Genomic DNA, 12,291 nt, shown 5'->3' on the forward strand with positions numbered 1-12,291 from the left:
TCCCCAATCAGATGTCAGGGAGTTTCAAGATGACCGGTCAGAACGCAGACAACGTTGTAACCGCAGCGTTTCTGGTCATCGGCGACGAGATCCTGTCGGGCCGTACCAAGGACAAGAACATTGGGTTCCTGGCCGACTACCTGACCTCCCTTGGCATCGACCTCAAGGAAGTCAGGATCGTGCCGGACGAAAAGCCCGAGATTGTCGGCGCGGTGAACAGCCTCCGGCAGAAATACGATTATGTGTTCACCTCCGGCGGCATCGGTCCGACCCATGACGACATCACGGCCGAGAGCATTGCGGACGCCTTCGAAGTGCCGCTGAACCTTGACCCGCGTGCCGTCGCCATTCTTGAAAAGCACTATCTGCCGGGCCAGTTCACCCCGGCGCGCCAGCGCATGGCACGCATCCCGGAAGGCGCCGACCTTATCGAGAACAAGGTTTCCAAGGCCCCTGGTTTCAGAATTGGCAACGTTCACGTGATGGCAGGTGTGCCGTCCATCATGCAGGCCATGATGGATGCACTGGCCCCGTCTCTTGCAACCGGCACCAAGATGCTGTCGGAAACCGTCGCGGCGGACATGCCGGAGAGCCGGATCGCCGAACGCCTGGCCGCCATCCAGGATGCGCATCCCCAAACGCTGATCGGGTCCTACCCGCGGGCCAGCGATGGAAAATTCACCACCCAGATCGTCATACGCTCGCGCAACGAGGCCGTATTGCAGGCGGCTGTTGGCGATGTCGCCGCTGCCGTTGCCGAGCTCACCGGATAATTTGCCGGACAATTTGAAGGAAGAGATATGGAAAACCCCGCCCAAAACAAAGCTTTCCCGGTTTCCTGGGACATGTTCCACAGGGACTCGCGGGCCCTCGCCTGGCGGCTGTCGAGTGAGGGTGAGTGGAAGGCCATCGTCTGCATCACCCGCGGCGGCCTGGTGCCGGCCGGCATCGTCGCCCGTGAGCTGGGCATCCGAACGATCGAGACCGTTTGTATTGCCTCCTATCATGACTATGACAACCAGGGCTCGCTGCAGGTCATCAAGCCGATCGACCCGAAAGTTGTGGATCTGGAAGGTGGCGAAGGCAGCGGCGTTCTGGTGATCGACGATCTCGTCGACACGGGCAAGACCCTCAAGGTGGTCCGGGAAATGCTGCCCAAGGCCCATTATGCCACCGTCTATGCAAAGCCGGTTGGCGTGCCCATGGTGGATACCTTCATCACCGAAGTGTCTCAGGACACCTGGATCTATTTCCCCTGGGACATGGGCTGGCAGTTCCAGCCGCCACTTTCCAAGGACACCGCCGGCTGATCCGCCCGAACGGGAAAAACCGGCTGCGGGCTCAAATACGGATGTCACCTGGAGGTGACGCCATTGTTGCGCATTCGCAGAGAACATCCTGAACAAGCATCCATCGACCGGTCGGACACATGTTTGACCGGTCGATTTGCATCTGCGACACCGAATCGCTGCAAACTGACGTGAAACAAGCCAAGGCCAATCGGGTGACACAGGCAAACAGTCGCCTATCCTGTGCCCGGGCTTCCGCGTGACCCCGTGTGTCAGCACGTGAATGGAAATGGGAATGCTGAACCGACGCCAGTTTCTTGCTTTTGCCACGGCGGCATTCGCAGCAGGCTGCCAGAACCAGGCGCAGCTGCCGCCCCGGCCCGCGCGTCCGGGCACCCCTGGTGCCGATGGTGTGAAGGTCTCCTCGGATTTTGCACAGATGTACCGGGCCATGCCCGGGGAGCGTTTCCCGCTTCCGGCGATCGACCTGAGCAAGATTGATCCGGTCTACTACCGCCAGCTGGTAGATTATTCTGCCCCTGAACCTGCCGGAACGATCATCGTCGACACGCCGAACCGGTTTCTTTACCTGACCATGGCGGGCGGCAAGGCCATGCGCTATGGCGTCGGCATCGGCCGTGCCGGTTTTGCCTGGGGAGGCCGCGCCAGGATCCAGCACAAGAGGGCCTGGCCAACCTGGACGCCTCCGGCAGAGATGATCGCGCGTCAGCCCGACCTTGAAAAATACCGGGAAGGCATGCCGCCCGGCCTCGACAATCCGCTTGGTGCACGGGCGCTTTACATCTTTGAAGGCAACCGCGACACGCTTTACCGCCTTCATGGCACTGCAGATACCTGGTCGATCGGGAAAGCCGTTTCGTCCGGCTGTGTGCGTCTGCTGCAGCAGGACGTGATCGATCTATACAACCGCGTCCCGAACGGCACGCCGATCGTGGTCCGTCAGGCCTGAACTCTCAAAAAACATTCAGGCAATCTCGAGGGTCACCGGCCTGATGGCGTCGATCCCGTCAAGCCGGACATCGCAACCGATCGCATAGGTCTCCACGCCTGCGGCACGCGCGGCTGCAAATGCTGCCGCATAGGTCGGGTCGATATCGCCTGCAAGGCTCAGGCGATCGCAATCGGGCCGCTGGACCAGGAAGACCATGGCAGCGCGATGTCCGTCGGCAACCATGTCCGCCAACTCGCCGAGATGCTTGGCCCCTCTCGCCGTCACGCTGTCCGGAAACTCCGCAAGCCCCGGCTGACGCATGAGGTGAACATTCTTGACCTCGACATAGGTCTTTGCCCCGGCATCGCTTTCCAGCAGGATATCGATGCGGGAATTCTTGCCGTATTTGACTTCCCGGCGCAGGGAAGCAAAGCCGGACAGCCCGTCGATCCGGCCCGCCTCCAGGGCTTCCTCCACCAGCTTGTTGGGATGCGCGGTGTTGATGCCGACCAGCGCGCCGTCTGCTTCGATCACTTCCCAGGAGTATTTGAGCTTCCGTTTGGGATTGTCCGAAAGCGACAACCAGACCCGGGACCCCGGTTCCTTCAGCCCCAGCATGGAGCCCGGGTTGGCGCAATGGGCCGTAACTGCACTGCCGTCCTCAAGGACAACATCGGCAAGGAAGCGCTTGTAACGTTTCTCGAGCCGGCCGCCGACCAGTGGCGCGGTGAACTTCATGCGGGGCAATCCTCATGCAGGAAGGTGGAAAGACGCTTCAGGCCTATTTGGACCAGAAATCCGGGTCAAGCAGCACCAGAACCGTGAACAGTTCAAGACGGCCTAAAAGCATGGCAAAGGACAACAACCACTTTGCGCCGTCCGGCAGCGGCGCGAAATGACCAGCCGGTCCGATCATGGGCCCGAGCCCGGGCCCGACATTTCCGACGGACGTCGCCGCGGCGGAGACGGCCGTGACCAGATCGAGATCAAAAAACGACAGCGCAACCGTAATGATGCCGACGGACCCCAGATAGACCACCAGGAACGCCAGGACCGAGAATGACAATTCCGGTGTCAGCCGCGTGCCGCCATATTCTTCCGACATGATCCGGTGCGGGCGCACCATGCGGCGCAGATGCGCCCTGACCGTGCCGAAGAAGACAAGAAAGCGGAAGATCTTGATGCCGCCCGTTGTCGATCCGGTGCAGCCACCGACGAACATCAGCAGCAAGGTGATGCCGACAACCGGCGCGCCCCATTGCGAAAAGTCGCCGAGCGCATAGCCCGTCCCGGTGACCACCGACACCACGTTGAAAGTGGCACGCAGCAGCGCCTCATCGAAGGGAAACTGCATGTTGATGCCGAGATAGACCGTCAGCGTCAGCGAGACGAGCGCCAGAAAGCCGAGCAGCGCCCGAACCTGTGGGTCGCGCCACAGCAACAGCGGATGACCGCGCAAGGCCTGCACGATCAGCACGAAGGGCAAGGCGCCGACCACCATGAAAAACACTGCCACCCAGCCGGATGCCGGGTTGGTGAAATACCCGAAGGACAGGTCATGGGTGGAAAATCCACCCGTCGCAATCGTGGTCAGCGCATGGTTGAAGGCATCAAACAGCTCCATGCCCGTCGCCAGATAGGCCGCGATGCAGGAGACCGTCAGGAAAAGATAGGCCAGGCCGATCAGGCGGATCAGTTCCACGGAACGGCTGACGATCTTTTCCGACCTGTCCGAGCTTTCACTCTGAAACAGCTGCATTCCGCCGATTCTGAGGAAGGGCAAAAGCACGATCGCCATAACGACAATCCCGATACCGCCCATCCACTGCATCAGGGACCGCCAGACAAGAAGACCCGGCGGCAAGCCGTCAAGGCCCGTCAGAACGGTCGAACCTGTGGTCGTAAAGCCGGATACGGCCTCAAAAACGGCATCGGCATACCCAACGCCCAGCCACAAGAACGGCAAGGCTCCGAAAGCGGGCAGCGTCGTCCAGGCAAGCGTAGTCAGAATGAAGGTCTGCCGTGTGTCCAGGCCTTCACGCAGGGCTCCGCCCACGGCAATGGACAAGAGCATGCCGACCATCCCGGTCAGCAGCGCCGAAAACACAAAGGCCTGCCAGTCCGCGTTTTTCTGCGCAACGTCGACAATCGCCGGAATCAGCATGGCGGTGGCAAGCCCGACATACAGGAAGCCAAGGACGTTCAATACGGGTCGCAAAGAAATCAAGCGGCACTCATCCCAAAAACCGACGCGGACGGTTGGCGATCGATAGCCCGCTTCAGACCCCGTCCTACCCGTTTTCGGCTGATTTTCCAATGGGGGGGCTTGCGCCTTCCCCGGCAGAACACAGGCGGGGAGAAGAGGCTGGCACGAAAAACCACAACCTGACCCAGAGTAAGTTGTATTTTATTACCGCGCGTTCAGAATTTCGTAGCGATTGGATTTTACTTTTACGTGTCTACCCAAAAAGAACGATCTATACGTGAATTTGACAAGGAATTGGTGAAATTAAACGGTTGGGTCTACATACGCTTGTATTCCGGATCAGCTCCATTCTGGTCATTTTGGTCCTCTGCAGTATCGGCCTTGTCTCCGGCCTGAGCTATTTTGAGCTCTCCAGAACGACCAAGGAAAACGCCTCCATCCGGATCGACCGCGCCGCGCGGAGCGCCGTCGCGATTCTTTGTTTTGGCACAGACTTCGTTTTCCACCCCGAGTTCGACAGCAACAACAACCCGGTATCGCTGAGGATTGCTGCTGACGCCACCCGGTTCCCGCTGCAACCGAGCGACCAGTTCAACCAGTTGGTCACTGCGATCGGGAGAACCAATCAGGGAGCTGCCAACCTGTTCAAGTGGTCCGAGGAAACGGCCACCTTCGACCGGTTTGCAACCACCTTCAAGGCTCCTGACGGCGGTCCGGCGCCCGCTTTTTCGCTGGGCGAGGGCCATCCGGCTTATGCCAGCCTGGCTGCAGGCCATCCCTATATCGGCAATGTGCCCGTGCAGGGCCGCCTTCGGCTGGCCTATCTGACGCCCATCCTGACGGCGGATGGCAAGGTTGCGGGCGCCGTTGCCGTCGATGTCGGCTGGGTCGATGATCTGACCCATGCGGAGAACCGCTTGAAGACGCGGATCCTGTCGGCGGCGATTGTCATCCTGACGGCGGTTATTCTGATTGGCGGCCTCCTTTTGCGGTTCGAGCTGTTGCCCCTGCGCCAGCTTGCAGGTGTTGCCAACGACCTGGCGGGAGGCACCAAGACCAAGAACATTCCACACACGGAACGCCGCGACGAAATTGGCGACCTTGCACACGGCCTTGAGAAAGTGACGGATCTGCAGGACAAGCTGCACAAGCTTGCCTATACCGACCCTGTCACGACAGCGGGCAACCGCGCCCAGTATTTCTCGGATCTTCGCAAGGCCCTGCTGCGCGCAAAGCAGAACAGGGCCTCGGCGTCCCTGATCCATCTCGATTTCAACGGCTTCGCCAAGGTCAACGACACATTCGGCCAGCAGGTCGGCAACCGGATCCTGCTTCAGGCCTATGCGCGTCTTGCCAACATTTTTGGTCCCAGGGCCCAGATCGCCCGGATTTCGGCCGATGACTTCTGCATTCTGTTGCCATTTGACAGCCAGGGAGCCATTGCAGAGGACTACGCGATCAAGGCGCTTGAACTGCTTTCCTCCCCCTTTCACCTGGAAGAAGGGGAAATCCGGGTTGAGCCGAGCATCGGAATTGCGCTCCTTCCAAGGGACGCCGAGGATGTTGAAACGGCCCACCGCGTCGCTGGCCTTGCGCTTCGAGCGGCCAAGAAGAAGGAAGGCCCGCGCTACGAGTTTTTTGCGCCGCCCCTCAACGAACGCATCCAGAAGGAGATGCTGACGGAAACGCTTTTGCGTGCCGCGTTGAAGACAGATCAGCTACTTTTGCATTACCAACCGCAAATCCGGCCAGTGGACGGACGATTGGTTGGCGTGGAGGCCCTGATCCGCTGGCCGAGCGAAAAGCGCGGTTTTATTCCACCTGGAGAATTCATCCCGATTGCCGAAAAAACCGGCCTTGTGCTGGAACTGGGTCAATATGTGCTGGAAGCGGCCTGCAAGCAGGCGGCAGCCTGGCGCCAGGAAGGCTTCGACTTCCGTCAGGTGTCGGTCAATGTCTCACCCTTGCAATTCCGTCAGCCAAGCTTCGCCGATACGGTCCGCAACGTACTCGACACCTACGGCCTGCCACCGCATGTTCTTTGCCTGGAAGTCACCGAGAACGTCTTTTTCGACACCAGCGAGGTGACGGTTCTCGATATCCTGTCAGACCTGCAACAGATTGGTGTCCAGCTGTCCCTCGACGATTTCGGCTCCGGCTATTCCTCCCTGATCTATCTTCACAGGCTCCCCTTCCAGGAACTGAAGATCGACCGGGCGTTCCTCACGAAAGCCGACGAGAATCCGCAAAAGCGACAATTGTTTGAAGCCATTGTCGGCCTCAGCCGCAGCCTCGGCCTCCGGGTGATCGCCGAAGGTGCGGAAACTGCCGGAGAATATGCCCTGACCGCGGCGCTCGGCTGCGACGGCCTCCAGGGCTTCTACTGCTCACCGGCCGTTCCTGCCGGAGAACTCCGGGACCGCGTCTCGGCCTTTCAGAAGACCCTTGCTGATTCTGGCAAACCATTGTCTGGGATATCCGAAAGAAAGCGGGCCTGACCAAGGGCCCCAGTTCCTTCCGCGGATCCACAGGCCGTCAGTCAGGCAACTTGCCCGTTACCAGAATTGCGGCGGCATCCAGCTTGTGGGCATTCATCATTTCGGCAATCTGCTCAATGGAGGAAACCAGTTGCGCACGATCTTCCGGGTCGAGGGCATCGAATTTTTTTTCAAACTCTTCATGCAGCAGGCCCGGTAGATCGCACGCAATCGTTTCCCCGTCAGCGGTCAGCCTCGCATGCACGATTCGCCTGTCGGAGACCGACCTGTAGCGTTCGATAAGCCCTTTTTCCTCCAGCTTGTCGAGAATTGTCACGACGGTCGCCGAACTCAGATCGGCATTCTCGGACAGGGCTTTCGTCGTGACTTCACCAAGGTCGCGAACGCCTTGCAAAACAACAATTTGCGGGATCGTCAGACCTGTCTGCCTGGACACCTCCCGAGAGCGCAAGTCAATGGCCCGAACGATTTTCCGGATGGCCTTGACCACTTGCGATGACTCCATCGCCTGCATCGTTACACCTCTATTCATTTGAACTCTAACGATTAGAGTTCTATATAGTCTCCGTCTTCTCAAGGAACGGAGTTATTTGTCAATATGTGCGGCATTTGCGGCGAAGTGGTTTTTGGTGGCGAACAGGCGGATGTTGTCCGGGTCTCCCGGATGGCCGATGCAATGGAAGCCCGCGGTCCCGATGGCATGGGTGTCACCCAGCGTGGCCGGGTCGCCTTCGGCCACCGGCGTCTCAGAATTATCGATCTGAGTGAACGCGGCGCACAGCCGATGACCGACATGGCCCTGGGCCTGTCACTGGTGTTCAATGGCTGCATCTACAATTACCAGGAGCTGCGCGAAGACCTGACGGCAAAAGGCTATGCCTTCTTTTCGACCAGTGACACCGAAGTCATCCTCAAAGCCTGGGCGGAATGGGGCAAGGATTGTTTTGCACGCTTTCACGGCATGTTTGCCATTGCCATTCACGAACATGAAAGTGGCCGCATCCACCTGGCCCGCGACCGCTTCGGTATCAAGCCGTTTTACCTGAGCGAAGCCGGCAACCGCCTCGCGTTTGCCTCCTCCCTGCCGGCGCTTCTGGCGGGCGGCGGGATCGATACGTCGATCGACCGTGTCGCCCTGCACCACTACATGAGCTGGCACGCAGTTGTTCCTGCTCCGCGCACCATCTTGAACGGAGTGCGCAAGCTGCCGGCGGCCACGGTCCGCAGCATCGAGGCCGACGGGTCTGCCAGCGACTACACCTATTGGGCGCCGGATTTCGAGAAATCGGCAGAAGACCTGGCACGCAGTGCCGACGACTGGCGCGATGCGGTTCTGGAAAGCCTGCGCACCGCCGTCCGCCGCCGTATGGTGGCCGATGTTCCGGTAGGTGTGCTCCTGTCGGGTGGTGTCGATTCAAGCCTGATCGTCGGCCTCCTTGCCGAAGAAGGCCAGAAGGGACTGGCAACTTTCTCGATCGGCTTCGAGGAAGCCCACGGCGAGAAGGGGGATGAATTCCAGTATTCGGACCTGATTGCCGAGCACTACGGCACCAGTCACAACCAGATCTTCATCCCCTCCTCGCACTTGCAGGAAAACCTGCCGGGCGCGATCCGCGCGATGTCGGAACCGATGGTCTCTTATGACAATATCGGCTTCTACCTGCTTTCCAGGGAAGTCTCCAAACACATCAAGGTGGTCCAGTCTGGCCAGGGCGCGGATGAGGTTTTTGCAGGCTACCACTGGTATCCCAAGCTGTCCGGCTCCAACCGGCCCGTCCAGGACTATCGCGCCGCCTTTTTCGACCGGACGGAAGCGCAGATGGCCGAGGCCGTTGCCCCTGACTATCGTTGCGAACGGGACGAAAGCCTTGCGTTCGTGGAGGCCCATTTTGCAGGAGCCGGCGCCGAAGACCCGGTCGACAAGGCGCTTCGTCTCGACACCAATGTCATGCTGGTGGACGACCCGGTCAAACGCGTCGACAATCACTCCATGGCCTGGGGGCTTGAGGCACGCGTGCCCTTCCTGGACCACGAACTCGTCGAGCTTGCCGGACGCATTCCGGCCGAGTTCAAGCTCGCTCAGGACGGCAAGGGCGTTTTGAAGGAAGCGGCCCGTCAGGTGATCCCGAGCGCAGTGATTGACCGGCCCAAGGGCTATTTTCCGGTGCCTGCACTCAAATACATTCAGGGCGACTACCTGGACATGGTCCGCGACACGCTTTCAAGCCGTGCCGCCCGAGACCGCGGCCTGTTCAACCAGGCCTATCTCGACAAGCTCTATGCCGATCCGACCAAATACATCACGCCGTTGCGTGGCTCGGAACTCTGGCAAGTCGCCCTTCTGGAAATGTGGCTGCAGGCACAGGAGGTCTGACCATTGGCTGAGAACGATCCCTCACGCCCCAAGGGGGCCTTTGACCACCGGCTGAAGCGGATGCGCGAACATGGCCTGAAACCCGAGTTCAGACTGGAGGAAGAAACGGAGGCCCAGAAAAACCGCTACATCAATTGCGGTTGGGGCCGGCTCGTTTTTGCCAACACCTACCAGGACATGGACAAGCTGATCGAGGTCCTGCGCAATGAGCGCCCGGACCGGCGCGACATCGCCTTTTACGTCCGCGACCCTCATGTCCTGGTCGGGTCCGCCCCGCAGGAGCTTTTCCTGGATCCGTCCCACACGTTCCGGCTCAATCTGGCGACCTACCGCCCTGCCCGCAGCCGGCGCAAGGGTTTCACGGTCCGCCGGCTGTCCTCGCGCAGTGATGCGGAGGCCATCAACGAGCTCTATATCCGCCGCGGCATGGTGCCGGTGCCCCCGGAGTTCTTCTGGTCGGAACTCGACCCCCGGACCACGACGATCCTGGTTGCCGAAGAGGACGACACCGGCAGCATCGTCGGCACAGCCATGGGCATCGATCACAGCCGGGCGACCAGTGGCGCCGATCAGGGCAGTTCGCTCTGGTGTCTCGCCGTGTCACCACAAGCCCGCTTTCCCGGTGTTGGAGAGGCGCTGGCGCGCCGCCTTGCGGAAGTCTTCAAGGGCAAGGGCCTGCCCCATATGGATCTCTCTGTTCTCCACGACAACGACCTTGCCATTGGCCTTTACGAAAAACTCGGCTTCGAGCGGGTGCCCTTTTTCACGGTCAAGCGCAAGAACACCATCAACGAGGCTCTGTTTGCCGGACCTGCCCTGGAGGACAAGCTCAATCCCTATGCCACGATCATCGTCAATGAGGCGCGGCGGCGGGGAATCCAGACGGAGATCCTCGATGCGGAAGGCGGCTTCTTCCGCCTGTCCTACGGTGGCCGGTCGGTGGCATGCCGGGAATCCTTGAGCGAGTTTACCAGCGCCGTTGCCATGTCCATCTGCGACGACAAGGCAACCACCCGTCGTATTGTCGAGCGCGCCGGTGTCGAGGTCCCCGACCAGATCCTGGCGGGTGGCGCCGACGACATCGCGCTGTTCCTGGAAAAACATGGATCCGTGGTGGTCAAACCGGCACGTGGCGAACAGGGCAAGGGCATTGCCATCGGCCTGACCTCTGTCAGCCAGGTCATGGACGCCATAGACGTGGCGCGGACCTTTTCCAACGATGTCCTGGTGGAAGAATGTGTTTCCGGGCAAGACCTCAGGCTTGTCGTCATCGACTACAAGGTCGTTGCGGCTGCCTTGCGCAAGCCGGCGGAAGTCACCGGCAATGGCAAGGCCACCATCCGGGAACTCATTGAGACCCAGTCCAGAAGACGGTCGGCGGCAACCGGCGGCGAATCCACGATCGTTATTGACGACGAAGTGGATCGCTGCCTCGACGCGCATGATCTGGCCTTGGACGATATTCTCCCTCAAGGCCAGGTGCTGGCCGTTCGGCGCACCGCCAATCTTCATACCGGCGGCACCATCCACGATGTCACCGGAGAAACCCATCATGCGCTGATAGATGCCGCCATTCGGGCCGCGCGCGCGATCGAAATTCCTGTCACCGGCATTGACTTGATGGTCAAGGACCCCCGACAACCGGAATATCGCTTTATCGAGGCGAATGAACGGCCGGGGCTTGCTAATCACGAACCGCAGCCGACAGCAGAGCGCTTCGTAGATTTCCTCTTCCCCCTGTCGGTGCCCCAGCCCGTCAGGACGACATTGAGCCGGGCCGGATCATGACGCTCTTGAACATCGATATCTCCTATCTCACGGATAAACTGAACGAGCTTTTGCAGATACCCAGCCCAACCGGCTATACCGATGAAATCGTGCGGCATGTCTGCAAGGAACTTGAATCCCTCGGCGTGTTTTTCGAGATCACCCGGCGCGGCGCCGTCAGGGCGCGGATTGAGGGCAAGAGCCGCAAACCGGCCCGGGCCTTTGTCTCGCACCTCGACACGCTCGGTGCGCAGGTCAAGTCGCTGAAGGAAAATGGCCGCCTTGAACTTGTGCCGATCGGGCACTGGTCGGCCCGCTTTGCCGAAGGTGCCCGGACCACGCTCTTTTCCGAGAACGGCGCCTATTCCGGCACCATCCTGCCCCTGAAGGCATCAGGTCACACCTTTAACGAAGAGGTCGACAAGCTGCCGGTGGGCTGGGACTATGTCGAGCTCCGGGTCGATGCCTATTCCAAGACCCGTGACGATCTACACCGGCTCGGCATTGATGTTGGTGACTTTGTTGCCATTGATCCGGCACCGGAGTTTCTGGAAAACGGGTTCATTGTTTCACGTCACCTCGACAACAAGGCCGGCGTCGCCGTGATGCTGGCGGCCTTGAAGGCCCTGGTTGAAACGGAGATCGAACCGACGGTCGACATCTACTGGCTGTTCACCATCGCCGAAGAGACGGGTCACGGCGCCCAGTCGATCCTGACGCCGGAAATCGCGTCACTGGTGGCCATCGACAATGGCACCACAGCGCCCGGCCAGAACTCCGACGAGTTTGGCGTCACGATTGCAATGGGAGACCAGACCGGCCCGTTCGACTACCACTTGACCCGCAAGATGGCCCAGCTCTGCCGCGACAACGATATCAAGTTTCAAAAGGATATCTTCCGGTATTACCGTTCCGACGCAGCGACCGCAATCGAGGCGGGCGCGGATGTGCGTACGGCGCTGATCACCTTTGGTGTCGATGCCAGCCACGGCTATGAGCGCATTCACATGCATGCGCTGCGCTCTCTTGCCGAGCTTGCGACGGGGTATGCGCTCAGCCCGGTGGAAATCCAGCGCGACGCGCGCGAGTTCGGCGGTCTGAAGGGCTTCACAAGCCAGCCCACGGCAGATGCCGACCAGACACTGGCGCCGGAAACGGACGAACCGCTCCCGGAGCCGGCTGTCGACTAGGCGCCTGGACAGGTC

The 12,291-nt window shown here is 60.2% G+C and carries 10 protein-coding genes; 7 read left to right on the plus strand and 3 right to left on the minus strand.

Annotated elements, in window-relative coordinates:
- The first annotated feature begins 29 nt into the window (after positions 1-29).
- The 3 genes from CHH27_RS08300 (at position 30) to CHH27_RS08310 (ending at position 2,259) form a co-directional block, all read left to right on the plus strand.
- The gene (locus tag CHH27_RS08300) at positions 30-773 is read left to right on the plus strand and encodes a molybdopterin-binding protein (RefSeq protein WP_094071169.1); all 744 of its coding nucleotides are present in this window, start codon (positions 30-32) and stop codon (positions 771-773) included.
- Between the two features lie 27 nt (positions 774-800).
- Positions 801-1,310 carry a xanthine phosphoribosyltransferase gene (gene gpt / locus CHH27_RS08305; RefSeq protein WP_094071170.1) on the plus strand — a complete coding sequence of 170 codons (510 nt, stop codon included), beginning with the start codon at positions 801-803 and terminating at the stop codon, positions 1,308-1,310.
- Positions 1,311-1,584: 274 nt separating this feature from the next.
- The gene (locus CHH27_RS08310) at positions 1,585-2,259 is read left to right on the plus strand and encodes a L,D-transpeptidase (protein WP_094074600.1); all 675 of its coding nucleotides are present in this window, start codon (positions 1,585-1,587) and stop codon (positions 2,257-2,259) included.
- Positions 2,260-2,274: 15 nt separating this feature from the next.
- On the opposite strand, the gene sfsA is transcribed toward CHH27_RS08310, so the two are convergent.
- Both sfsA and CHH27_RS08320 read right to left on the minus strand, forming a co-directional pair.
- Entirely contained in the window at positions 2,275-2,979 is a 705-nt protein-coding gene (gene sfsA / locus CHH27_RS08315) for a DNA/RNA nuclease SfsA (RefSeq protein ID WP_094071171.1), read from the minus strand.
- A gap of 43 nt (positions 2,980-3,022) precedes the next feature.
- Positions 3,023-4,447, minus strand: a complete 1,425-nt coding sequence (locus tag CHH27_RS08320; protein ID WP_094071172.1) for a TrkH family potassium uptake protein — start codon at positions 4,445-4,447, stop codon at positions 3,023-3,025.
- 311 nt (positions 4,448-4,758) lie between these two features.
- Here CHH27_RS08320 and CHH27_RS08325 point away from each other — a divergent pair, with 311 nt between their 5' ends.
- Positions 4,759-6,945 carry an EAL domain-containing protein gene (locus CHH27_RS08325; protein WP_208988689.1) on the plus strand — a complete coding sequence of 729 codons (2,187 nt, stop codon included), beginning with the start codon at positions 4,759-4,761 and terminating at the stop codon, positions 6,943-6,945.
- A gap of 37 nt (positions 6,946-6,982) precedes the next feature.
- On the opposite strand, the gene CHH27_RS08330 is transcribed toward CHH27_RS08325, so the two are convergent.
- Complete coding sequence (locus CHH27_RS08330; protein ID WP_094071173.1) at positions 6,983-7,459, minus strand: MarR family winged helix-turn-helix transcriptional regulator; 477 nt, start codon at positions 7,457-7,459, stop codon at positions 6,983-6,985.
- 84 nt (positions 7,460-7,543) lie between these two features.
- Here CHH27_RS08330 and CHH27_RS08335 point away from each other — a divergent pair, with 84 nt between their 5' ends.
- Genes CHH27_RS08335 through CHH27_RS08345 form a run of 3 tightly spaced genes read left to right on the plus strand, consistent with a single transcriptional unit; the run spans position 7,544 to position 12,276 of the window.
- Positions 7,544-9,319, plus strand: coding sequence for an N-acetylglutaminylglutamine amidotransferase (locus CHH27_RS08335; protein WP_094071174.1), 1,776 nt, complete (start codon positions 7,544-7,546; stop codon positions 9,317-9,319).
- A 3-nt stretch (positions 9,320-9,322) separates the two neighbouring features.
- Positions 9,323-11,107: an N-acetylglutaminylglutamine synthetase gene (ngg, locus tag CHH27_RS08340; RefSeq protein WP_094071175.1), complete on the plus strand. Its 1,785-nt coding sequence runs from the start codon at positions 9,323-9,325 to the stop codon at positions 11,105-11,107.
- Complete coding sequence (locus tag CHH27_RS08345) at positions 11,104-12,276, plus strand: osmoprotectant NAGGN system M42 family peptidase (protein WP_094071176.1); 1,173 nt, start codon at positions 11,104-11,106, stop codon at positions 12,274-12,276. Before ngg ends, CHH27_RS08345 begins: the two co-directional genes overlap by 4 nt.
- Positions 12,277-12,291: the final 15 nt, after the last annotated feature.

Origin of the sequence: Labrenzia sp. VG12 (assembly GCF_002237595.1) — a bacterium.
Taxonomy (GTDB): Bacteria; Pseudomonadota; Alphaproteobacteria; order Rhizobiales; family Stappiaceae; genus Roseibium.

Coding starts and splice junctions, on each gene's coding strand:
- CHH27_RS08300 (WP_094071169.1), top strand. CDS start 30: ATGACCGGTCAGAACGCAGACAACGTTGTAACCGCAGCGTTTCTGGTC.
- gpt (WP_094071170.1), top strand. CDS start 801: ATGGAAAACCCCGCCCAAAACAAAGCTTTCCCGGTTTCCTGGGACATG.
- CHH27_RS08310 (WP_094074600.1), top strand. CDS start 1,585: ATGCTGAACCGACGCCAGTTTCTTGCTTTTGCCACGGCGGCATTCGCA.
- sfsA (WP_094071171.1), bottom strand. CDS start 2,979: ATGAAGTTCACCGCGCCACTGGTCGGCGGCCGGCTCGAGAAACGTTAC.
- CHH27_RS08330 (WP_094071173.1), bottom strand. CDS start 7,459: ATGCAGGCGATGGAGTCATCGCAAGTGGTCAAGGCCATCCGGAAAATC.
- CHH27_RS08335 (WP_094071174.1), top strand. CDS start 7,544: ATGTGCGGCATTTGCGGCGAAGTGGTTTTTGGTGGCGAACAGGCGGAT.
- CHH27_RS08345 (WP_094071176.1), top strand. CDS start 11,104: ATGACGCTCTTGAACATCGATATCTCCTATCTCACGGATAAACTGAAC.